We start from the raw sequence: 21,885 nt of genomic DNA on the forward strand, positions 1-21,885 counted from the left end.
CTTGGGAGCGTGATAGAGCCTCGCTTGGCGTTAAAGTTCTACCGTTTATGCCGTTGCGGTTTGCAACACCTGCGGATTGGCGTGAAAAAACACGTGTTCGCGAATCGGTCCTACCGCGACCTCGCCGATTTCCTCATAACCTTGACGCTTATAGAATTCCAGATAGCGAGGATTCCCTGTGTCGAGCATCACCCCTTGAGAGGTTTCATCGACTGCGCACCAGTTATGCACCGCTTGCAGCAGTTGTTCGCCGAAGTGTTTGCCCTGGAATTGCGGGTGAATCCCCAGCAGCGGCAGCACGTGGACCGAATCACTCGGCACGCAGGCCGCGACGGCGGCGTGGTAATCGAGGTAGCGACGGGTGCAGCGAAACCCGGCGCTGAGCACCATGCGCAAACGCCAGGCCCAACTTTCGGTGATGCCCAGGCGTCGTTGCGGTGGCGCGATCAGCGCGATGCCGATCAAACGGTCATTGACCAGCAAGCCGATGGCTGGCAAATCCTGAAGGAAATGCTGTTTGACCAATTCACGCACGGTGGCCCGCACACGATGTTCATACCCGGGACGTTCGGCCTCAAACAGGTAACCAAAGGTCGGCTCGTGCCGGTAGGCGTGGTACAGCAGGGAGCGCGCTTCGTGGGCATAGCCGCTGTCGAGCATGTGAATGTCGGCGATGGCGGTCGAGGTTTCAGGCATAACGGTTGATCTCCCCGGTACAGCTCAAATGGCTGTGCTCTTCTTGGTACGAGCCTATCGGTGCTGACACAGTTCCCTACTGATCGATATCAGTGTTGACTGTGATGTCGCCATCGCTAGCAAGCTCGCTCCCACAAAGGTATAGACCAGACTTGGACGGTAGGAGTGAGCCTGCTCGCGATGCGGCCCGCATCAGCGATGAAAGGCCTACCGCCGAACACGAATCCCCTCACCCCAGACTGGCCCGATGCCTACATGTCAGCTAGCATCGCCCTTTTGCCAGGACTGCCGACCATGAAGATCGTCTCCTTCAACATCAACGGGCTGCGCGCTCGCCCGCATCAGCTGGCGGCGCTGATCGAAAAACACCAGCCAGACGTCATCGGCCTCCAGGAAACCAAGGTTCACGACGACCAGTTCCCGCTGGCCGAAGTACAGGCGCTGGGCTATCACGTTTATTTTCATGGGCAGAAAGGCCATTACGGCGTCGCCCTGCTCTCACGCAAAGAACCGCTGGCCCTGCACAAAGGCTTCGCCACCGATGAAGAAGACGCTCAGCGCCGCTTCATCTGGGGCACGTTCGCCGACGCCAACGGCGTGCCGGTGACGATCATGAACGGCTATTTCCCACAGGGCGAAAGCCGCGACCACCCGACCAAGTTTCCGGCCAAGGAACGCTTCTACAGCGATCTGCAGCAACTGCTGGAAAGCCAGTTCAGCAACGATCAGCCGGTGGTAGTCATGGGCGACGTGAATATTTCCCCGGAAGATTGCGACATCGGCATCGGTCCGGACAATATGAAACGCTGGCTGAAAACCGGTAAGTGCAGCTTCCTGCCGGAAGAACGCGAGTGGATGGCCCGCCTGAAAAACTGGGGCCTGGTGGACAGTTTCCGTCACCTGAACCCGGACGTGGCCGACCGTTTCAGTTGGTTCGACTACCGTAGCCGTGGGTTTGAAGACGAACCCAAGCGCGGGCTGCGGATCGACCTGATCATGGCGTCCCATGGCCTGTTGCCACGGGTCAAGGATGCGGGCGTGGATTACGACCTGCGCGGAATGGAAAAACCCTCCGATCATGCGCCGATCTGGCTTGAATTGAGCTGATCTCTAAACCTCAATACAAAACCTGTGGGAGCGAACCTGCTCGCTCCCCCGGTTATAAATAGCTGTCATCTTTCGGAAATCTTACTGACTTATTCTCCCCGCACTTTCTTTGATTTTTTAAGGTGCGGGCATGACGCTGCGCGTTTTGTTTCTATGGATGCTGTTCGCCGGCCTGCCCTTGACGGCAGCGGCCGCTGATTTACCGACACCCTCCAATGGCCCGGTGCTGCGCATCCAGGGCTCTAACACCATCGGTGCGGCATTGGGCCCGGCGTTGGTGGAGGGGCTGTTGCGCGAACAGGGCCTGCTCAAGGTTCACAGCGAAGCACCGGACACCGCGAACGAACTGCGCATCGTCGGCGAAACGGCACTAGGCCATCGCGTTGTAGTGGAGGTGGCAGCGCATGGCTCCAGCACCGGCTTCACCGCGCTGAAGAATGCCAATGCAGACCTCGCCACCTCTTCGCGCCCGATCAAGGACAGCGAAGTGGTGGACCTCGAACCCTTGGGCGACTTCAAAAGCCCTGACGCCGAACAAGTCATCGCCATCGATGGCCTGGCGATCATCCTTCACCCGCAAAACCCGTTGAACCAGCTCAACACCGAACAACTGGCGCGAATCTTCAGTGGCGAAGCCAAAACCTGGGAAGAACTCGGCGGCAGCGGTGGCGTGATTCATTTATATGCTCGGGATGACCAGTCGGGCACCTACGACACGTTCAAGGAATTAGTCCTCAGCCGTCGCGGAAAAACCCTGAACCGCGCCGCGAAACGCTTCGAGTCCAGTGAACAATTGTCCGACTCCGTCAGCCTTGACCCGCAAGGTATCGGATTCATCGGCCTGCCGTATGTGCGCCAGGCCAAAGCCGTGGCAATCGTCGACGGCCAATCCCAGGCGATGCTGCCGCTTAACAGCCTGATCGCCACGGAAGACTATCCGTTGTCCCGCCGACTGTTTTTCTACCTGCCGCCCCACGGGAAAAACCCTTGGGCCGAGGCCCTGGCGGTGTTCACGCAAAGCAGCAAAGGCCAGGCGATTGTCGCGGCCAACGGTTTTATCGCCCAGACGGTCCAGGCCATCACGGTCACGCCGAATGCGTTGATGCCGGAGGGCTATCAGGCACTCAGTCGTCACGCGCAGCGGCTGTCGGTGAATTTCCGCTTTGAAGAAGGCAGCGCAACGCTCGACAACAAGGCGCAACAGGACCTGACGCGGGTGCTCGACTATATAAAGCAGCATGACAAAACCAACCGCGAGGTGACGCTGGTCGGGTTTGGCGATGCCAAGAGCGATCCGGCACGCGCCGATCTGCTGTCGAAGCTGAGGGCGATGGCGGTGCGGCGCGAACTGGTGAAAAGCGGCGTGGTGTTTCGCGAGATTCGCGGCTTTGGTGCGGAAATGCCGGTGGCGGCGAACAGTGCGGATGAAGGGCGGATCAAGAATCGGCGGGTTGAGGTTTGGGTGTATTGACCAAGCCGATCGTTCCTACGCTCCGCGTGGGAATGCATCCCGTGACGCTCCGCGTCACATTCAAAGCGGACGCAGAGCGTCCATAGAGGCATTCCCACGCAAAGCGTGGGAACGATCTGTGTGCAGCTGGTTACTGCCCGCTACGCATCATCTCTTTCGGTACATACTTGCCGATCTCGAACTTGCCAATCGCTGCGCGGTGCACTTCGTCCGGGCCGTCGGCCAGGCGCAGGGTGCGCTGCATGGCATACATGTAGGCCAGCGGGAAATCGTTGGAAACCCCTGCCCCGCCGTGGATCTGGATCGCCCGGTCGATAACGCGCAAGGCCACGTTCGGCGCGACCACTTTGATCTGCGCGATTTCGCTCTTCGCCACTTTGTTGCCCACGGTGTCCATCATGTACGCCGCTTTCAGCGTCAGCAGGCGTGCCATGTCGATTTCCATCCGCGAGTCGGCGATCTTGTCGATATTACCCCCCAGACGTGCCAACGGTTTGCCGAATGCGGTACGGCTGACCGAACGTTTGCACATCAATTCCAGTGCCCGCTCCGCCATGCCGATTGAACGCATGCAGTGGTGAATCCGGCCTGGGCCAAGACGCCCCTGAGCGATTTCGAAGCCGCGTCCTTCGCCCAGCAGGACGTTTTCGTACGGCACACGGACGTTTTCGAACAGTACTTCGGCGTGGCCGTGCGGTGCATCGTCATAACCGAACACCGGCAATGGACGAACGATCTTCACGCCCGGGGTATCCACCGGCACCAGAATCATCGAGTGCTGGGCGTGGCGCGGCGCGTCCGGATCGCTCAGGCCCATGAAGATCAGAATCTTGCAGCGTGGATCGCAGGCGCCCGAGGTCCACCATTTTTTGCCGTTGATGACCCACTGATCGCCATCACGCACGGCGCGGGCGGCCATGTTGGTCGCGTCGGAGGAGGCAACGTCCGGCTCGGTCATGGCGAACGCCGAGCGGATTTCCCCGCGCAACAGCGGTTCGAGCCAGCGTTGTTTCTGTTCTTCGTTGGCGTAGCGCACCAACACTTCCATGTTGCCGGTGTCTGGCGCGGAGCAGTTGAACGGCTCCGGCCCCAGCAACGAGCGGCCCATGATTTCGGCGAGCGGCGCGTATTCGAGGTTGGTCAGGCCGGCGCCGAGTTCGGACTCAGGCAGAAACAAATTCCACAGGCCTTCGGCCTTGGCCTTGAGTTTGAGCTCTTCCATGATCGCCGTCGGCTGCCACCGATCGCCTTCGGCAACCTGGCGCTCGAACACGGCTTCAGCGGGATAAACGTAAGTGTCCATGAACGCAGTTACGCGCTCACGCAGTGCCTGAACCTTGGGCGAATAAGCGAAATCCATGAGCATTTACCTTCTTGGGCAGAGGTTGTTTTTGGTCATGTATCGATGCTAGAACAGCGTTGATAATTTACCTAGCCTATTCTCGGCGTGTATTAACATTCATCACCGATATATGATCGAGTGATTGAGAACCAACAATAAGAGTGCAGCGCAATGAATCTGAGCAAGGTCGACCTCAACCTTTTCATCGTCTTCGACGCGATCTACACCGAAGCCAACCTGACCCGTGCCGGGCAGATTGTCGGCATTACCCAGCCAGCCGTCTCGAACGCTCTGGCCCGCTTGCGCGAGACCTTCAACGATCCGTTGTTTGTGCGCACTGCCCAAGGCATGGTGCCGACGCCCATGGCCCAGAACATCATCGGGCCGGTGCGTAACGCCCTCTCCCTGTTGCGAGTGTCGGTGCAGGAAAGCCGCATTTTCAACCCGTTGCAAGCGGTCAAGACGTACCGCATCAGCATGACCGACCTCACCGAAGCGGTGATTCTGCCACCGCTGTTCCAGCGCCTGCGCCGCCTGGCGCCGACGGTGATCATTGAAAGTTTCCTGTCCAAGCGCCGCGAAACCACCAAGGAACTGGCGGCTGGCCGTCTCGACTTCGCCGTGGATGCGCCGCTGAACACCGACCCGCAAGTGCGCCACGTCAAGTTGATGGAAGACCGTTACGTGTGCGCCATGCGCAAGGGCCATCCGATGGCGGGCAAAGAGAAATTCACGCTGGATGATTACCTGTCGCTGACCCACATCCATATTTCCAGCCGCCGCAGTGGTCTAGGCCATGTCGACCTGGCACTGGGGAAAATGGGCATTCAGCGCAAGATCGCCCTGCGTTCCCAGCATTACCTGATGGCCTCGCAAGTGTTGCAGCAGACCGACATGGTCATGACCGTGCCGGAGCGCTTTGCCCGTCGCAACGACTTGCACGCCTTCAGCTTGCCGGTCAACGACGTGCCGCCGGTGGAAACGCATCTTTACTGGCACGAAAGCACTGACCAGGACCCGGCAAACCGCTGGATGCGTGAGCAGATGATTGAGTTGTGCCAGCAGGTGACTGCGCATGAGAAGAAGCTTGAAAAGGTGTAGGGCTTGATACCCAGGTGCTCTCATCGCGTGCAGGCTCACACCTACAGGGGATCTACGGTGACTAGTCAAACTATGTCTGTGCAGAGATCTCCTGTAGAAGTGCGCCTGCTCGCGATGAGACAGCAAGAACACTGAAGGCCCCAGCCCCTTGACGTAAACGTCAACCTGACATTAGCTTAGCGCCATGATCTTTTTCGAGCGCTTCCATGAGCAGCCAGACCTATAGCATTTCCGACCTCGCCCGCGAGCTCGACATCACAACGCGGGCCATCCGCTTTTATGAAGAGCAAGGCTTGCTCAGCCCCGAGCGTCGCGGCCAGGAACGTATCTACTCGCCCCGCGACAAGGTCAGCCTGAAGCTGATTCTGCGGGGCAAGCGCATCGGCTTCTCCCTGGCCGAGTGCCGCGAACTGATCGAGCTGTATGACCCCACCGGCGGCAATCAGAAACAACTGCAAACCATGTTGAGCAAGATCGCCGAGCGCCGCGAGCAGCTGGAACAGCAGATGCTCGACATCGAGCAGATGAAGCTGGAACTGGATACCGCGCAGGAACGCTGCACTCAAGCGCTGGAGCAGACCATCCAGAACCAGAAGGTTATTCAATAGGGCAACACAATCCCCTTGTAGGAGTGAGCCTGCTCGAGATGGTGCCGGATCAGTCAATACAGGTGTTGAATGTAAATCTGCTATCGCGAGCAGGCTCACTCCTACAGGGTTATTTGAACATTCAGACAATCAGCACAGGTCGATTCCCATGTCCCTTCCCACCCACGTACGCATGGTCGAAGTCGGCCCCCGCGACGGTCTGCAAAACGAAGCCCAACCCATCAGCGTTGCCGACAAGGTTCAACTGGTCGACGCCCTGACCGCCGCCGGCCTCGGCTATATAGAAGTCGGCAGTTTCGTTTCCCCCAAATGGGTGCCGCAAATGGCCGGTTCCGCTGAGGTTTTCGCACAAATCCAGCGCAAACCCGGCGTGACCTATGGCGCCCTCGCCCCCAATCTGCGCGGGTTTGAAGATGCGATGGCGGCCGGGGTCAAGGAAGTCGCGGTGTTCGCCGCCGCGTCTGAAGCCTTCTCGCAACGCAACATCAACTGCTCGATCAGCGAAAGCCTGGAGCGTTTCGTACCGATCATGGACGCCGCCAAGCAACACGGGGTGAGCGTGCGCGGTTACGTGTCCTGCGTGCTGGGCTGCCCTTACGAAGGTCACGTCGCCCCCGAGCAAGTCGCCCGGGTCGCGCGCGAGCTCTATGCCATGGGCTGTTACGAAGTGTCGCTGGGCGACACGATCGGCACCGGCACCGCTGGCGCCACACGCAAGATGTTCGAGGTGGTCGCGGCCGACGTGCCCCGTGAAAAACTCGCCGGGCACTTCCACGACACCTACGGTCAGGCCATGGCCAACATCTACGCCAGCCTGCTGGAAGGAATCTCGGTGTTCGACAGCTCCATCGCCGGCCTCGGCGGCTGCCCGTACGCCAAGGGCGCCAGCGGTAACGTTGCCACTGAAGACGTGGTTTACCTGCTCAATGGCCTGGGTATCGAGACCGGTATCGACCTGGATGCATTGATCCTGGCCGGCCAACAGATTTGCACGGTGCTGGGGCGTCCAACCGGTTCGCGCGTGGCCAAGGCTCGCAGCGCACAGTGAGTGTGTCCGGGTGTTACCGCGCGGACACAAAGGTGCGCGCGAGCGAGTAACACGGAAACAGATTGCAGGGTTTTCCCTGAGTCGCAAACCCCTACAAAATTCTAAATCATTGATTTTAAAAGGTTTTAAAAAGTTGGCACGGCTTCTGCTATCTCTACTGCATAACAAGAACAAAAAAAGCAGCAAGCCCTAATAAAAATAAGACGTAACGACTCTGACATAACAAAAACAACACGGCAGAGACGCAGCTAACAGATTTTTTTGGAGAGGATGTGCTTTTCAGGGTGCTTTTCGGAGTTACCCGCAACCGGGCAGAGAACAATAAAACTACCCTCAGGTAGCTCCCGAACTGGTTGGATCGCTCAGCGAAAAAGTAGATCAGCGCTCAAAAAAATACGTTTGCTCTTGATCCCGGATGGGGATCGACAAAAACAGCGGTAAAGGGTCACGGTCACTAAAAACAAAAACAGACCGCCCCTCAATAATAAAAAAAGAGCACGCGCAACGACAAAATTAAAGGGGAGCTTCGGCTCCCCTTTGTGCTTCCCGGGATTTGTGATTTCCCCCGCTCTCTGTAGGAGTGAGCCTGCTCGCGATGGCGGCAGTACATCCAACATCGACGTCGACTGACTCACCGCTATCGCGAGCAGATTCACTCCTACATGGGGATGGGTTTAGCCTTTGTTTTCGCGCAGCTCCTCGATACTGATCTCACGCATCCGGAATTTCTGGATCTTGCCGGTCACGGTCATCGGAAACTCCTCCACAAACTTGAAGTAACGCGGCGTCTTGAAGTGCGCGATGCGCTCCTTGCACCAGGCTTGCAGTTCCTGCTCGGTGGCGCTATGGCCCGGGTGGAACTTGATCCAGGCAACTATCTCTTCGCCATAACGCGAGCAGGGAATGCCGATCACCTGCACGTCCGCCACCGCCGGGTGGGTAAAGAAAAACTCTTCCAGCTCCCGCGGGTAAACGTTCTCGCCGCCACGGATGATCATGTCCTTGTTGCGCCCGGCAATGCACACGTAGCCTTCATCGTTCATGCTCGCCAGGTCGCCGGTGTGCATCCAGCCGGCCTGATCGATGGCTTCCGCGGTGCCTTGCGGGTTGTTCCAGTAGCCGAGCATCACGCTGTAGCCACGGGTGCACAGTTCACCAATGGTGCCGCGCGGCACGAGATTACCGGCCTCGTCGATGATTTTGCTTTCCAGCTGCGGCTGGGTGCGGCCGACGGTGGTCACGCGTAACTCCAGCTCGTCTGACGGACCGGTCTGTAACGACACAGGGCTTGTTTCCGTCATGCCGTAGGCAATCTGCACTTCGTTCATGTGCATTTCGTTGATGACCCGGCGCATCACTTCGATCGGGCACGTGGCACCGGCCATGATTCCGGTGCGCAGGCTCGACAGATCGAATTCGGCGCGCCGGGGCTGATCGAGCATGGCGATGAACATGGTCGGTACGCCATACAGCGCCGTGGCTTTTTCTTCGGCGACAGTGGTCAGGGTCAGCAATGGATCGAAGGCATCGTTCGGGTAAATCATGGTGCTGCCGTGGGTGATGCAGCCCAGATTACCCATGACCATGCCGAAGCAGTGATACAGCGGCACCGGGATCACCAGGCGATCATTAGCGGTCAAGCCGAGGCTTTCGCCGACCATATAACCGTTGTTGAGAATATTGTAGTGACTGAGGGTCGCGCCTTTCGGGAATCCGGTGGTGCCGGAGGTGTACTGGATGTTTACCGGTTGATCGAAATGCAGGTTGTCCTGGCGTTCGCGCAGCTGTTCATTCGAAACACTGGCGGCCAGATCCGCCAATTGCGACCACGGCAGAAAACCCGAAGGGGGCTGCGCATCCAGGCTGATGACGCCGCGCAAATCAGGCAGGCGCTCACTGTGTAACTGTCCGATGGATTGCTCGGCCAGTTCGGGAATGAGCCCTTGCAGCATTGCGTGATAGTTGGATGTTTTGAACGCGCCGGCGCAGACCAGCCATTGGCAACCGGATTGCTTCAATACGTATTCGAGTTCGGAACTGCGGTACGCCGGGTTGATGTTGACCAGAATCACGCCGATTTTCGCGCTGGCGAACTGGCTGATGCACCACTGCGCGCAGTTCGGCGCCCAGATGCCAAGACGATCACCGGCCTGCAAGCCCAGCGCGAGCAGCGCTCTGGCATGCAGGTCAACGACCTCGGCCAGTTGCTGCCAGGTGTAGCGCAACTGTTGATGGCGCACGACCAGCGCCTCCCCGGTCGCCTGCTGCGCGACGGTGTTATCGAACGCCTGGCCGATGGTCATCGCCAGCAAGGCTTTGTCCTGGGAACCACGGGTATAGCTGCGCTGCGGGCTTGCACTGGGTTGATCCATGATGACCCCTATTGTCTTTATTAATGGGCTGGCGGCGCCCCCACAGGGTGTCCGCGTTCTATCTTGAACTGGCTCTACTCTCGCTCAAGTTGACGTTAACGTAAAGGGTGATTGACAGCCATTCGTCACAGGCTTACGTTAACGTAAAGGTGAGAGCCGGATCACTGCCCTCCCCACCCTACAAAAAAGCCAAAAGGTGCCCCATGAGCTACCCATCCCTGAATTTTGCCCTCGGTGAAACCATCGACATGCTGCGCGATCAGGTTCAGTCCTTCGTCGCCAAAGAGATCGCCCCGCGCGCCGCTCAAATCGACATCGACAACCTGTTCCCCGCTGACCTGTGGCGTAAATTCGGCGACATGGGCCTGCTCGGCATTACCGTACCGGAAGAATACGGCGGCGCTGGCCTGGGCTACCTGGCCCACGTTGTGGCGATGGAAGAAATCAGCCGCGGTTCGGCGTCGGTGGCCTTGTCCTACGGCGCCCACTCCAACCTCTGCGTCAACCAGATCAACCGCAACGGCAACCACGAGCAAAAATCCAAGTACCTGCCGAAGTTGATCAGCGGTGAACACATCGGCGCCCTGGCCATGAGCGAACCGAACGCCGGTTCCGATGTGGTCTCGATGAAACTGCGCGCCGACAAACGCGGCGACAAGTACGTGCTCAACGGCAGCAAGACCTGGATCACCAACGGCCCTGACGCCAACACCTACGTGATCTACGCCAAGACCGACCTGGAAAAAGGTCCGCACGGCATCACCGCATTCATCGTCGAACGCGACTGGAAAGGCTTCAGCCGCAGCAACAAGTTCGACAAGCTCGGCATGCGTGGCTCCAACACTTGCGAGCTGTTCTTCGATGACGTCGAAGTACCGGAGGAAAACATCCTTGGCGTGCTCAACGGCGGCGTGAAAGTGTTGATGAGCGGCCTCGACTACGAGCGCGTCGTGCTCTCCGGCGGCCCGACCGGGATCATGCAGGCGTGCATGGACCTGATCGTTCCGTACATTCACGACCGCAAGCAATTCGGCCAAAGCATCGGCGAATTCCAGCTGATTCAGGGCAAAGTCGCCGACATGTACACCCAACTCAACGCCAGCCGCGCTTACCTCTATGCAGTGGCCCAGGCTTGCGAACGGGGCGAAACCACGCGCAAGGACGCTGCCGGCGTGATCCTCTACAGCGCCGAACGCGCCACGCAAATGGCCCTCGACGCGATCCAGATTCTCGGTGGTAACGGCTACATCAACGAATTCCCGGCCGGTCGTCTGCTGCGTGACGCCAAGCTGTACGAAATCGGCGCCGGCACCAGTGAGATCCGTCGCATGCTGATCGGTCGCGAACTGTTCAACGAAACCCGCTAAACGGAGCTGTCCATGGCTATCCTGCATACCCAGCTCAACCCCCGTTCGGCGGAGTTCGCGGCTAACAGCGCGGCGATGCTCAAACAGGTCGACGCCCTGCACACCCTGCTCGCCCAAGTGCAGCTCGGTGGTGGCCCGAAGGCTCAAGAGCGCCACACCTCGCGAGGCAAATTGCTGCCTCGCGAACGCATCAATCGCTTGCTCGATCCGGGCTCGCCGTTTCTTGAGATCAGCCAACTGGCGGCCTACGAGGTGTACGGTGAAGACGTTCCGGCCGCTGGCGTGATTGCCGGGATCGGTCGCGTGGAAGGTGTCGAGTGCATGATCGTCGCCAACGACGCCACGGTGAAAGGCGGTTCGTATTACCCGCTGACCGTGAAAAAACACCTGCGCGCCCAGACCATCGCCCAGCAGAATCGCCTGCCGTGCATCTATCTGGTGGACTCCGGTGGCGCCAACCTGCCGCGTCAGGATGAAGTGTTCCCGGATCGCGAGCACTTCGGGCGGATCTTCTTCAACCAGGCCAACATGAGCGCCATGGGCATTCCGCAGATTGCTGTGGTGATGGGTTCGTGCACTGCCGGTGGCGCTTATGTGCCAGCGATGGCCGACGAAGCGATCATGGTACGCCAGCAAGCGACGATTTTCCTCGCCGGCCCGCCGCTGGTAAAAGCCGCGACCGGTGAAGTGGTCAGCGCCGAAGACCTCGGCGGGGCCGATGTGCATTGCAAGATTTCCGGGGTCGCCGACCACTACGCCGAGAGCGATGAACACGCCTTGGCGATTGCCCGACGCAGCGTCGCCAACCTCAACTGGCGCAAGCTCGGCGAACTGCAACAATGCGCCCCGATTGCCCCGCTCTACGCCAGCGACGAGTTGTACGGCGTGGTCTCGGCGGACGCCAAGCAGCCGTTCGATGTGCGCGAAGTCATCGCGCGACTGGTCGACGGTTCGGTGTTCGACGAATTCAAAGCGCTGTTCGGGACTACGCTGGTATGCGGCTTTGCCCACTTGCATGGCTACCCGATCGCGATCCTCGCCAACAACGGCATCCTGTTCGCCGAAGCCGCGCAGAAAGGCGCGCACTTCATTGAACTGGCCTGCCAGCGCGGTATTCCGCTGCTGTTCCTGCAAAACATTACTGGTTTCATGGTCGGCCAGAAGTACGAGGCCGGCGGCATCGCCAAGCATGGCGCGAAACTGGTGACCGCCGTGGCGTGCGCCAAGGTTCCGAAATTCACCGTGATCATCGGCGGCAGTTTTGGTGCCGGTAACTACGGCATGTGCGGTCGGGCCTACGACCCGCGCTTCCTGTGGATGTGGCCAAACGCACGCATCGGCGTGATGGGCGCCGAGCAAGCCGCCGGCGTATTGGTGCAGGTCAAACGCGAGCAGGCCGAGCGCAGCGGCCAAGGCTTCAGTGCCGGGCAGGAAGCCGAGATCAAGCAACCGATCCTCGATCAATACGAAGAACAGGGTCACCCCTACTATTCCAGCGCACGGCTATGGGATGACGGCGTCATCGACCCCGCTCAGACCCGCGATGTGTTGGCCCTGGCCTTGTCCGCGTCGTTGAACGCGCCTATCGAACCGAGCCGCTTCGGCGTGTTCCGGATGTGATCGGGAGAAAACCATGAGCGACTTCAAGACCCTCGAACTGCTGACCGACCCACGGGGTTTCGCCACCCTGTGGCTCAGCCGTGAAGAAAAGAACAACGCGTTCAACGCAGAAATGATCCGCGAACTGATCCTCGCGCTGGACACCGTGGCCAGCGACGCCAGCCTGCGGTTCCTGCTGGTGCGTGGACGCGGCAAGCATTTCAGCGCCGGCGCGGACCTGGCGTGGATGCAGCAATCGGCTGAGCTCGATTACCACACCAACCTCGACGATGCCCGGGAACTGGCGGAGTTGATGTACAACCTCGCCAAACTGAAAATCCCCACCCTTGCCGTGGTGCAAGGCGCCGCCTTCGGCGGTGCGCTGGGCCTGATCAGTTGCTGCGACATGGCGATTGGCACCGACGACGCGCAGTTCTGCCTGTCGGAAGTGCGCATTGGCCTGGCGCCAGCGGTGATCAGCCCGTTCGTGGTGCAAGCCATCGGTGAGCGTGCGGCCCGCCGTTATGCGCTGACCGCTGAACGTTTCGGCGGGCAACGGGCGCGAGAAATCGGTTTGTTGTCGGAAAGCTATCCGGCCACGGAGCTGGAGCAGAAAGTCGATCAGTGGATCGACAACCTGCTGCTCAACAGCCCCGCCGCCATGCGCACCAGCAAAGACTTGCTGCGCGAAGTCGGCCACGGCGCATTGACCCCGGCCCTGCGCCGCTACACCGAAAACGCCATCGCCCGTATCCGCGTCAGCCCTGAAGGCCAGGAAGGCCTGCGCGCCTTTTTGCAAAAGCGTCCGCCGAGCTGGCAAGCCCCCACCACCAAGGAGCCACGTTGATGAGCGCACCTGTTCTCACCACCTTGCTGGTGGCCAACCGTGGCGAAATCGCCTGCCGTGTCATGCGCACCGCAAAGGCTCTGGGCCTGACCACCGTAGCCGTGCACAGCGCCACTGACCGTGACGCACGACACAGCCGCGAAGCGGACATCCGCGTCGACCTCGGCGGCAGCAAAGCCGCCGACAGTTACCTGCAAATCGACAAGCTGATTGCCGCAGCCAAGGCCAGCGGCGCTCAGGCGATTCACCCGGGTTACGGCTTTTTGTCGGAGAACGCCGGGTTTGCCCGCGCGATTGAAGACGCCGGCCTGATCTTCCTAGGCCCACCCGCCTCGGCCATTGATGCGATGGGCAGCAAATCCGCCGCCAAAGCGCTGATGGAAACTGCTGGAGTGCCATTGGTGCCGGGCTATCACGGCGAAGCGCAGGACTTCGACACCTTCCGCGAGGCGTGTGATCGCATCGGTTATCCAGTGCTGCTCAAGGCCACCGCCGGCGGTGGCGGCAAAGGCATGAAAGTGGTCGAGGATGTCAGCCAGTTGGCCGAAGCCCTGGCCTCGGCCCAACGTGAGGCGAAGTCCTCATTCGGCGACTCACGGATGCTGGTGGAGAAGTACCTGCTCAAACCGCGCCACGTGGAAATCCAGGTCTTCGCCGACCAGCATGGCAACTGCTTGTACCTGAATGAACGCGATTGCTCGATCCAGCGTCGCCACCAGAAAGTCGTCGAAGAAGCTCCTGCGCCAGGATTGAGTCCGGAGCTGCGCCGCGCCATGGGCGAGGCAGCCGTGCGTTCGGCGCAAGCCATCGGTTATGTCGGCGCCGGCACCGTGGAGTTTTTGCTGGATTCGCGCGGTGAGTTCTTCTTCATGGAAATGAACACGCGCCTGCAGGTTGAACACCCGGTCACCGAAGCCATCACCGGCCTCGACCTGGTGGCCTGGCAGATTCGTGTGGCCCGTGGTGAAGCACTGCCAATGACCCAGGCCGAGGTGCCGCTGATCGGTCACGCGATTGAAGTGCGGCTGTACGCCGAGGACCCGGCCAATGATTTCCTGCCGGCCACCGGGCGTCTGGAACTGTATCGTGAATCCGCCGCAGGCCCGGGGCGTCGGGTCGACAGCGGTGTTGAAGAAGGCGACGAGATTTCGCCGTTCTACGACCCGATGCTCGGCAAGCTGATTGCCTGGGGTGAGGATCGCGAACAGGCACGACTGCGCTTGTTGAGCATGCTCGATGAGTTCGCAATTGGCGGGCTCAAGACCAACATCAACTTCCTGCGCCGGATCATCGCGCACCCGGCGTTTGCGGCGGCAGAACTGGACACCGGGTTTATCCCGCGCTTTCAGGAGCAATTGTTGCCCGCGCCGGCGGATCTCAGTGACGCGTTCTGGCAAGCCGCCGCTCAGGCCGTTGCCCAGAGCCAAACCAATGCACCGCGCGCAGATGACGCGAGTTCACCATGGGCGATCAGCAATGGTTTCCGGGCCGGATTGCCGAAAGAAATCACCTTGCACTTGAGCTGCGAAGGCCAGGACCGCGCGTTGACCTTGGGCGATGTCTGCACGGCCCAGCTTAAAGGCGAGCAATTGCTGACCGAGCACCACGGCGTGCGCCGCCAGCACCGAGCAATCCGTCGTGGCGACTGTGTTTATCTGCAATGGGAAGGTGAGCTGCGCCGCATCGAGTCCTACGACCCGATCAGCGCCGTCGAAGCTAGCCACAGCCATCAAGGCGGGCTCACCGCTCCGATGAACGGCAGCATCGTGCGTGTGTTGGTAGAGGCCGGGCAAACGGTCGAAGCCGGGGCGCAATTGGTGGTGTTGGAGGCGATGAAAATGGAGCACAGCATTCGAGCGCCCCACGCGGGTGTGATCAAGGCCTTGTATTGCCAGGAAGGCGAAATGGTCAGCGAAGGCAGTGCATTGGTCGAACTGGAAGAAGCGTGAAATGAGGATCGGTCCTACGTTGCAGGAGGACCGATCTGATTAGAATTTGGCCGTTGCTTGAACCACTACACCGAGAATTCGGCACTCATCGGTATAAAGGGCTTTCGGATACGTCGGATTGAGCGGGACCAGGTAACGCTGCCCGCCCTCGTCGATCAGCTTGCGAAACGTCGCCTCGGTGCTGTCCGACCACTGCGCGATCACCAGCTTTCCGGGCTCAGGCACAATGGCCGGGTCCACCAGGATCATCATGCCCTCGGCGATGCTCACGCCCGTGGGTGCCGTCATCGCATCGCCCACCACCACTAGCCAGAACGCCTCACCCTGGGCGTGGTAATCGGTGAGTTCGAAGCGTTGCTTGCCGTAGACCGCCAACTCGCCGTCACGCACTTGCATCGGCTCGCGCCAGTCACTGACCGGGTAACGGAAGTACGGGTTGTACTTGTGCGTCAGGCAAGGCTCGTCGTCCTGCAAGACCTCGCGAACCACCATCGCCACTTCCAGAAAATCCATCCCGAGCGCGCGCAAGACACGATTCATGTCTTGAATGCTCGGCTGACGGCGTTTATTCAGCCAATGACCCACGCCACCCTGGGACATCCCGAGGCGGTCGGCGAGTACCTCTTGAGTGACTTTGAGGTCACTCATCTTGGCTTTGACTAACTCAATCCATTTATCCATGTGCGGCACGATACGTGGGGTACTCCGGCCAACAAAACACAACTTGTAGTATTTAAATTCCAGTCACAAATACAGTTCGTACTAGGATGGATTCACGGATCTGAATCTATCACGGAGCTTGCCATCGTCATGACGTTACCCAGCAATGACCTGCCAGATATGCAAATCGATACCACCCTGACCTCGCCCAAAGGCAACGCCGCCGCACAGCGAGCGCTGGATTATTACTTGAAACCAACTGTGTCAGAACCCGCTGCCGTGGAGCGGTTCTTCGATGTGAACCCGGGAATCAGCGCAGAAGAGGCGCTGGTTCATGCCTCGGATTTGTTGCGATGTGCTGCGGCGACTGCACATGAATCAGCCAGCAACCTGAACGGCCCCAGTCGCGACCTGGCCTATTCGACGGTGCACATGATCGACATGGCGAAGGCGATGATCGATCGGTCTTTGCAAGCGCATCGGAACGCATGAAACGGGCGAGCGTCTGGGGAGGACAGGAAAGAGCTTTCCTGTCGCGCAGATAAAATCATTTGACTCTCAAACGAGAATGATTATTATTGCTTGCAGCTGGTCGCGAGATCAGTCGATTGTCCAAGTGACCTTAGGCCGGTCTCCTGGACTATCTCCTCATCAGGCTAATCACGGTTTTTAACCCGGCTTTTTGCCGGGTTTTTTTTGCCAGTTATTCTGGCTTTTACCTTCAGGCTAATGAAGTCTTTGGGGGCTGCAAATTCGATGGCGCGGATAATATCAAAAGAATATCGGTTGGCAAGAGAAGCCCGGCTTCATTGGGCCAAACGATTGTAAAAATAGCACTTGAGAATCAATCGCACAGCCTCTAAGCTGCGTCGGCGTCATGGAAGACGCCCCCTCAGCACCCCGCAATTCCCCTCGGTTTTACTTCGGCAAGCCGTCACGCTTTCGACTTTACTCTTGGCTGAATGACCTGCGATTCTTCACTCACTGCCGAGGTGACCATCGTCGCGATGATCGACTTCAGCGCCAACTGCCCTACCGGCTGACCCTGGCTATCAGTGACCACCAATTCATCGAACCCTGCCTCAACCAGTCTTTTGACCGCCGACTCCAATGACGTCCCCATGGGTACGGTCAGCGTCGCTCCGCCTTTGACCTGAACAATGGGCCGCATGATTGCCTCGACCCCGATTACCCGTCCCCGATTCACTTCTTTGACGAAGTTGGCAATGTAATCATCGGCAGGCGTCATGACGATTTCCTGTCGGGTGCCTTGTTGCACCACCTCACCGTCACGCAAGATCGCGATGCGATCACCAATGCGCAGTGCCTCATCAAGATCATGGGTAATGAACACGATGGTCTTCTTGATCTCTTTTTGCAGGTCCAGCAGCACCGACTGCATGTCCATGCGGATCAGCGGATCCAGGGCCGAGAACGCTTCATCCATCAACAGAATAGGCGCATCACTGGCCAATGCCCGGGCAAGGCCGACGCGCTGCTGCATGCCTCCGGACAGTTGATTGGGATAGTGACTCGCGTAACCCTGGAGCCCTACCCGGTCCAACCAGCCTGTGGCGATTTCTACTTGCCTGTCCCGGGACATGCCCTGAATCTCCAGCCCATACACGGCATTGTCGAGCACGGTGCGATTTGGCAGCAGCGCGAACTTCTGAAACACCATGGAAATTTTATGTCGGCGAAACGCTCGCAAATCAGTCGGGCTCATTTTGAGCACATCCACGCCACCCACGATAACTTCGCCGGCGGTGGGTTCGATCAATCGGTTGATATGGCGGATCAAGGTCGACTTGCCCGAACCGGACAGCCCCATGATCACCTGAATCCCCCCGGACGGCATGCTGATATTGATGTCCTTCAACCCCAGCACATGACTGTGATGACTCAACAGTTCAGCCTTGCTCATGCCCTGTTTGACCCGCTCGATACTGGCCTGCGCCTGGTAACCGAAGATCTTGTAGAGATGCCTGATTTCGATGCCGAAATCGTTGGTCAGATCAGTGGCCATGAACCCTCTCCAAATGCTTTTGCAGTCTTCGGCCATAGGCTTGGCTGACTCGGTCGAAGATCACTGCAATACCGACAATGGCCAGCCCGTTAAAAATGCCCAGGGTGAAATATTGATTGGAAATAGCCTTGAGCACCGGTTGGCCCAAGCCTTGAACCCCGATCATCGACGCGATGACCACCATGGCCAGCGCCATCATGATCGTCTGGTTGATACCGGCCATGATCGAGGGCAACGCCAAGGGTAACTGGACGTTTTTCAGTTTCTGCCAACTGGATGAGCCAAAGGCGTCGGCGCACTCCAGCATCTCGGCGTCAACGTGACGGATGCCGAGGTTGGTCAAGCGGATCATCGGCGGCAAGGCGTAGATCACAACCGCAATCAGCCCCGCGACCTTGCCAATCCCCAGCAACATCACCACTGGAATCAAATAGACAAAGCTCGGCAGGGTCTGCATCACGTCCAGCACCGGGCTGACAAGGTTCTGCAGACGGTTGGAACGGGCCATCGCGATCCCGGTCGGCAAGCCGATGACGATGGATATCACTGTGCAGACAAAGATCATCGACAGGGTCTTCATCGTGTCAGACCACATGTCCAGATAACCGATGGCCATCAGTGTGAACACGCAACCCAGGACAATTCTCCAACTGCGGCTGGCGAACCAGGCAATCAAGGCGACCAGCACAATAATGATCGGCCATGGCGTCGTGGTCATGAACCTTTCGGACTGATTGAGGAAAACCTGCAACGGCTGGAAAAAGGCTTCAAAGCTGTCGCCGTAAGTGCTGGTGAAGTTACGAAAGGCGCCATCGATAGCCTTTTTCAAGGCCCGGAGTCTTTCGTCCTCCATGTGTGGAAAGCTGAGTAACCACTCCATGACATTCCCCTTTTGTAGAAGACCGTAGAAAGCGGGCAGGTCGTTTCAATACGTGGGTGTTTTTATTGTTATCGGTGCGCGAGGTTGAATGCAGCGCGAACGGGCGAGCTGCATCGACCCCTGCGGATTAAAGCGCGGCCTTGATCTTGCCGCTCGCTTCAGCGGTGACCCATTTAGTCCAAAGCGCTTCGTTGTTTTTCAGGAAATACTTGGCGCCTTCCTCACCGGTGGCCTGGTTGTCGGTCATCCAGGCAATCAGTTTGTTTACCGTCTCGTTGGACCAGGCGCGCTTGTTCAGGTACGCCATGACCGTTGGCGAGCGAGCGGCGAAGGTTTTGGTGGTGAGGGTGTAGACCCGATCAATCGGCCAGCCATTCGGTTTGGGATCAGGACAGTCGGCGACGGTATTGCAACGTTTCCACTCCGCCGCGTCTACCGGATGGCCATTGTCCAGCTTCACCATCGGGTACTTGCCCAATAAAGCGGTCGGCTCCCAGTAAAACCCCAGCCAAGGCGCCTTGCGCTCGTAGGCTTTGGCGATGGAGCCATCCAGCGCCGCAGCGGAACCGGTATCCACCAGCACGAAACCTGCCTTCTCGAAGCCGTATGCCTTATAGAACTGACTGGTGACCACGGTGCCGCCCCAACCTTGCGGACCGTTGTAGATCGCGCCTTTTTTCTTGTCGTCGGGGGCCGGGAACAGTTCGGGATGCTTTTTCACATCCTCGAAGCTTTTGATGTCCGGATGGGCGTCGGCGAGGTACTTCGGTATCCACCAGCCTTGCGAGCCGCCGTCGGATAGCGAGTTCGCCGCCTGGATCAGGTTGCCGCTTTGAATGCCGCTCCTGGCGACTTCCGGAACCAGGTCGATCCAGCCTTCGGGGGCGATGTCAGGCCGGCCCTTCTCGACCATGGAGGTGATGGTCGGAACCGTATCCCCGGTGACCAGATCGGCATTGCAACCGTAACCCGCATTGAGAATCAGCTTGTCGACGTTGGCCATGACTTCAGCCGATTGCCAGTTCATGTTGGCAATCGTCACATCACCACACTCGGACGCAGACACCCAACCGCTGAAGGCGACGATGCCGAGTGCAAGTCCCGTTTTCGAGAAAGACTTTAAATTCATAAACGCTAACCTCGATTGCGGCCAGAGTTAAGGAGGGCCAACTACCGCGTCATTGGACCTTCTTTCGTGTCAGCAGAATGGGCAAAGAGATTCATGCAACTGGCGACCGAGGCCGCTGAATCCAGACCTGCTTTTATTGTTTTATCGAATCCGCTGGCGAGCATGGCGTCGAGACCCGCCGCCGTGACCCCGCGATAATTGATGAGCGTCTGCAAGAGTTCGTCGACGGAGCGCCCATCGCCAATCAACTGACTGGCTTGCACCACCACTGCATGGGAAGCGCGCTGGGCGATTGCCGGTGGCAAACCGCTGCTCACGGCATGCTGAAACAGGCTGCGAGCCAACAATGCCGGGTAAGCAGGCCCTGTACCCACCAACGCCGTCAGGTAGTTCAAATGCCTTTCGCTGAAGACTTCATCGGCCCCACCAAAGGTTTCGAACAAGCACTGGGCGAACGCTTTTTGCTCTTCGCTGACCTGTTGAGTCGCCAGCCAGGGCGTATAAGATTTGCCGATTTCGGCAGCGGCATTCGCCATGGCGCGAATCACCTGCCGACTGCCGGTACGCTGCACCACATCTTCCAGAGAAACGCCTGCCATCAAGGAAATCACCAGCCGGTTTTCAGCGAAGATTTCTACCTCGGCAAACTGCTCGGGACGCACGGACACGATGACCACCTCGCAGCGCTCCACCAACTCCTGGTTGTCGCTCGTTACCGTCACCTGTGACCACTTGGCACTCGTCAGCGGGTTGCTCGCACTGCGGTTCGAAAGCACCAAAGCCCCGGGCTGAACAAATGCCTTGTCGAGCATTGCCAGGGCAATCGAACGGCCAAGCCATCCCGATCCACCGATAATGCCTATCGTGGGTTCTTCGTACATGTGAACCTGCCTTCGTCAGTCAGACGTTGCGATCAGTCCTGGGTAGACGATGAAACCTCATCCATCACATACCCATGGCGGGAGTAGAAGCGTTTCAATTCACGCTCCAGGGGTTCCTGGCCGGTGAAGATCTTCACGTACTCGGGAATCCGCCGCATTCGTTCCCCGATATCCTCTCGGGTGTTGGTGCTGATGTAGCCAATCTGTGTCAGGTAAATCGTGCGGGCCCGTACATCGGCCCCCTCGTAGGTGTAGTCGAAGCGCATGAACATCCGGATCAAGGCTTCGCGGCGGGCAATGTCGGCCACGCGGATATGCTCGGACACTTCAGCGGACTGCAAGGCCCAACTGCGCATGGCAAATTCGAACTGTGAATCGAACAGATCGGGGTTCAACCAACAGTCGAAAACATTCAGCATCGCTTCGGCAATGCTCTCGGCATAACACTCGGTCTGGGCGACCAGATTACCGGTGTTCTTCACCCGCCAGCGCTCGATCAAAGCAGCGAGCAGCTCTTCGCGATCCTTGAAAAACCAGTAAAAGCTGGTTCTCGACAACCCCAGCTTTTTGGCCAGCGGCATCACCCGCACCGTGTCGACTCCGCACTCGGTCAGGCTTTCATAGGCTGCATCGAGCCACCCTTCCAGGGACCCTCTCCAGCCGGTTTCTACTGCTTTGGTTTGTTCGTTCATGGCTCGATCCTAGCCGCTCACACAACACCACGCAAGCAAAATGTACACCTGTGTCCATAGTATTGACACAGGTGTACATTTCACCCTAACGTAATTTCAACGCAGGTCCT

19 protein-coding genes are annotated in these 21,885 nt (G+C 58.7%); 10 read left to right on the forward strand and 9 right to left on the reverse strand.

The annotated features are described in order from the left end of the window. Positions 1-45 precede the first annotated feature (45 nt). Positions 46-696, reverse strand: a complete 651-nt coding sequence (locus J2X66_RS24635) for a GNAT family N-acetyltransferase (RefSeq protein WP_310269753.1) — start codon at positions 694-696, stop codon at positions 46-48. A 294-nt stretch (positions 697-990) separates the two neighbouring features. Here J2X66_RS24635 and xthA point away from each other — a divergent pair, with 294 nt between their 5' ends. Both xthA and J2X66_RS24645 read left to right on the forward strand, forming a co-directional pair. After that, positions 991-1,803, forward strand: coding sequence for an exodeoxyribonuclease III (gene xthA, locus J2X66_RS24640; protein WP_027925073.1), 813 nt, complete (start codon positions 991-993; stop codon positions 1,801-1,803). A gap of 130 nt (positions 1,804-1,933) precedes the next feature. Continuing rightward, positions 1,934-3,274, forward strand: a complete 1,341-nt coding sequence (locus tag J2X66_RS24645; RefSeq protein WP_310269757.1) for a phosphate ABC transporter substrate-binding/OmpA family protein — start codon at positions 1,934-1,936, stop codon at positions 3,272-3,274. Between the two features lie 130 nt (positions 3,275-3,404). On the opposite strand, the gene J2X66_RS24650 is transcribed toward J2X66_RS24645, so the two are convergent. Next, complete coding sequence (locus tag J2X66_RS24650; protein ID WP_310269760.1) at positions 3,405-4,634, reverse strand: acyl-CoA dehydrogenase; 1,230 nt, start codon at positions 4,632-4,634, stop codon at positions 3,405-3,407. 153 nt (positions 4,635-4,787) lie between these two features. Between J2X66_RS24650 and J2X66_RS24655 the strand changes: the two genes are divergently transcribed. From J2X66_RS24655 to J2X66_RS24665, 3 genes are all read left to right on the forward strand, one after another. Continuing rightward, positions 4,788-5,717 carry a LysR family transcriptional regulator gene (locus J2X66_RS24655; protein ID WP_027925070.1) on the forward strand — a complete coding sequence of 310 codons (930 nt, stop codon included), beginning with the start codon at positions 4,788-4,790 and terminating at the stop codon, positions 5,715-5,717. 206 nt (positions 5,718-5,923) lie between these two features. Continuing rightward, the gene (locus tag J2X66_RS24660; RefSeq protein WP_027925069.1) at positions 5,924-6,325 is read left to right on the forward strand and encodes a MerR family DNA-binding transcriptional regulator; all 402 of its coding nucleotides are present in this window, start codon (positions 5,924-5,926) and stop codon (positions 6,323-6,325) included. Positions 6,326-6,473: 148 nt separating this feature from the next. Next, entirely contained in the window at positions 6,474-7,373 is a 900-nt protein-coding gene (locus J2X66_RS24665) for a hydroxymethylglutaryl-CoA lyase (RefSeq protein ID WP_310269764.1), read from the forward strand. 674 nt (positions 7,374-8,047) lie between these two features. Here the strand turns inward: J2X66_RS24665 and J2X66_RS24670 are convergent. After that, positions 8,048-9,745 (reverse strand): AMP-binding protein, encoded by a 1,698-nt coding sequence (locus J2X66_RS24670; RefSeq protein WP_310269766.1) that lies wholly within the window; start codon positions 9,743-9,745, stop codon positions 8,048-8,050. A 203-nt stretch (positions 9,746-9,948) separates the two neighbouring features. Here J2X66_RS24670 and J2X66_RS24675 point away from each other — a divergent pair, with 203 nt between their 5' ends. The 4 genes from J2X66_RS24675 to J2X66_RS24690 are packed head-to-tail and all read left to right on the forward strand — an operon-like array spanning position 9,949 to position 15,507. Then, the gene (locus J2X66_RS24675) at positions 9,949-11,112 is read left to right on the forward strand and encodes an isovaleryl-CoA dehydrogenase (protein ID WP_007946948.1); all 1,164 of its coding nucleotides are present in this window, start codon (positions 9,949-9,951) and stop codon (positions 11,110-11,112) included. A gap of 12 nt (positions 11,113-11,124) precedes the next feature. Then, a complete protein-coding gene (locus tag J2X66_RS24680; RefSeq protein ID WP_310269771.1) occupies positions 11,125-12,732 on the forward strand; it encodes a carboxyl transferase domain-containing protein in 1,608 nt (535 codons plus the stop codon). A gap of 13 nt (positions 12,733-12,745) precedes the next feature. Continuing rightward, the gene (locus J2X66_RS24685; protein ID WP_310269773.1) at positions 12,746-13,558 is read left to right on the forward strand and encodes a gamma-carboxygeranoyl-CoA hydratase; all 813 of its coding nucleotides are present in this window, start codon (positions 12,746-12,748) and stop codon (positions 13,556-13,558) included. Next, positions 13,558-15,507 (forward strand): acetyl/propionyl/methylcrotonyl-CoA carboxylase subunit alpha, encoded by a 1,950-nt coding sequence (locus tag J2X66_RS24690; protein WP_310269777.1) that lies wholly within the window; start codon positions 13,558-13,560, stop codon positions 15,505-15,507. The genes J2X66_RS24685 and J2X66_RS24690 overlap by 1 nt, the downstream gene beginning before the upstream one ends. 39 nt (positions 15,508-15,546) lie before the next feature. Here the strand turns inward: J2X66_RS24690 and J2X66_RS24695 are convergent, their stop codons facing one another. Continuing rightward, the gene (locus tag J2X66_RS24695) at positions 15,547-16,188 is read right to left on the reverse strand and encodes a S24 family peptidase (RefSeq protein ID WP_310269780.1); all 642 of its coding nucleotides are present in this window, start codon (positions 16,186-16,188) and stop codon (positions 15,547-15,549) included. A gap of 129 nt (positions 16,189-16,317) precedes the next feature. Here J2X66_RS24695 and J2X66_RS24700 point away from each other — a divergent pair, with 129 nt between their 5' ends. Continuing rightward, on the forward strand, positions 16,318-16,659 hold the full coding sequence (locus J2X66_RS24700) for a DUF6124 family protein (RefSeq protein WP_310269783.1): 342 nt from the start codon (positions 16,318-16,320) through the stop codon (positions 16,657-16,659). 442 nt (positions 16,660-17,101) lie between these two features. On the opposite strand, the gene J2X66_RS24705 is transcribed toward J2X66_RS24700, so the two are convergent. The 5 genes from J2X66_RS24705 to J2X66_RS24725 all read right to left on the reverse strand — a co-directional run bounded on the left by J2X66_RS24705 (position 17,102) and on the right by J2X66_RS24725 (position 21,775). Beyond that, positions 17,102-18,193 (reverse strand): glycine betaine/L-proline ABC transporter ATP-binding protein, encoded by a 1,092-nt coding sequence (locus tag J2X66_RS24705; RefSeq protein WP_310269786.1) that lies wholly within the window; start codon positions 18,191-18,193, stop codon positions 17,102-17,104. Next, positions 18,183-19,046, reverse strand: coding sequence for an ABC transporter permease (locus tag J2X66_RS24710; RefSeq protein WP_371258955.1), 864 nt, complete (start codon positions 19,044-19,046; stop codon positions 18,183-18,185). Before J2X66_RS24710 ends, J2X66_RS24705 begins: the two co-directional genes overlap by 11 nt. Before the next feature lie 154 nt (positions 19,047-19,200). Beyond that, positions 19,201-20,202 (reverse strand): ABC transporter substrate-binding protein, encoded by a 1,002-nt coding sequence (locus J2X66_RS24715; protein WP_310269789.1) that lies wholly within the window; start codon positions 20,200-20,202, stop codon positions 19,201-19,203. Between the two features lie 41 nt (positions 20,203-20,243). After that, on the reverse strand, positions 20,244-21,083 hold the full coding sequence (locus tag J2X66_RS24720; RefSeq protein WP_310269792.1) for a pyrroline-5-carboxylate reductase dimerization domain-containing protein: 840 nt from the start codon (positions 21,081-21,083) through the stop codon (positions 20,244-20,246). 32 nt (positions 21,084-21,115) lie between these two features. After that, a complete protein-coding gene (locus tag J2X66_RS24725) occupies positions 21,116-21,775 on the reverse strand; it encodes a TetR/AcrR family transcriptional regulator (RefSeq protein ID WP_032833623.1) in 660 nt (219 codons plus the stop codon). Between the last annotated feature and the right edge of the window lie 110 nt (positions 21,776-21,885).

Origin of the sequence: Pseudomonas sp. 3296, from assembly GCF_031456615.1 — a bacterium.
Taxonomy (GTDB): domain Bacteria; phylum Pseudomonadota; class Gammaproteobacteria; order Pseudomonadales; family Pseudomonadaceae; genus Aquipseudomonas; species Aquipseudomonas mucoides.

Bases quoted from the DNA above. Each gene is read 5' to 3' on its own strand.
- J2X66_RS24685 (WP_310269773.1), top strand. From the start codon at position 12,746: ATGAGCGACTTCAAGACCCTCGAACTGCTGACCGACCCACGGGGTTTC.
- J2X66_RS24695 (WP_310269780.1), bottom strand. From the start codon at position 16,188: ATGGATAAATGGATTGAGTTAGTCAAAGCCAAGATGAGTGACCTCAAA.
- J2X66_RS24690 (WP_310269777.1), top strand. From the start codon at position 13,558: ATGAGCGCACCTGTTCTCACCACCTTGCTGGTGGCCAACCGTGGCGAA.
- J2X66_RS24720 (WP_310269792.1), bottom strand. From the start codon at position 21,083: ATGTACGAAGAACCCACGATAGGCATTATCGGTGGATCGGGATGGCTT.
- J2X66_RS24655 (WP_027925070.1), top strand. From the start codon at position 4,788: ATGAATCTGAGCAAGGTCGACCTCAACCTTTTCATCGTCTTCGACGCG.
- J2X66_RS24715 (WP_310269789.1), bottom strand. From the start codon at position 20,202: ATGAATTTAAAGTCTTTCTCGAAAACGGGACTTGCACTCGGCATCGTC.
- J2X66_RS24650 (WP_310269760.1), bottom strand. From the start codon at position 4,634: ATGGATTTCGCTTATTCGCCCAAGGTTCAGGCACTGCGTGAGCGCGTA.
- J2X66_RS24665 (WP_310269764.1), top strand. From the start codon at position 6,474: ATGTCCCTTCCCACCCACGTACGCATGGTCGAAGTCGGCCCCCGCGAC.
- J2X66_RS24660 (WP_027925069.1), top strand. From the start codon at position 5,924: ATGAGCAGCCAGACCTATAGCATTTCCGACCTCGCCCGCGAGCTCGAC.
- J2X66_RS24670 (WP_310269766.1), bottom strand. From the start codon at position 9,745: ATGGATCAACCCAGTGCAAGCCCGCAGCGCAGCTATACCCGTGGTTCC.
- J2X66_RS24635 (WP_310269753.1), bottom strand. From the start codon at position 696: ATGCCTGAAACCTCGACCGCCATCGCCGACATTCACATGCTCGACAGC.
- J2X66_RS24710 (WP_371258955.1), bottom strand. From the start codon at position 19,046: ATGGAGGACGAAAGACTCCGGGCCTTGAAAAAGGCTATCGATGGCGCC.
- J2X66_RS24645 (WP_310269757.1), top strand. From the start codon at position 1,934: ATGACGCTGCGCGTTTTGTTTCTATGGATGCTGTTCGCCGGCCTGCCC.
- J2X66_RS24705 (WP_310269786.1), bottom strand. From the start codon at position 18,193: ATGGCCACTGATCTGACCAACGATTTCGGCATCGAAATCAGGCATCTC.
- J2X66_RS24700 (WP_310269783.1), top strand. From the start codon at position 16,318: ATGACGTTACCCAGCAATGACCTGCCAGATATGCAAATCGATACCACC.
- xthA (WP_027925073.1), top strand. From the start codon at position 991: ATGAAGATCGTCTCCTTCAACATCAACGGGCTGCGCGCTCGCCCGCAT.
- J2X66_RS24725 (WP_032833623.1), bottom strand. From the start codon at position 21,775: ATGAACGAACAAACCAAAGCAGTAGAAACCGGCTGGAGAGGGTCCCTG.
- J2X66_RS24680 (WP_310269771.1), top strand. From the start codon at position 11,125: ATGGCTATCCTGCATACCCAGCTCAACCCCCGTTCGGCGGAGTTCGCG.
- J2X66_RS24675 (WP_007946948.1), top strand. From the start codon at position 9,949: ATGAGCTACCCATCCCTGAATTTTGCCCTCGGTGAAACCATCGACATG.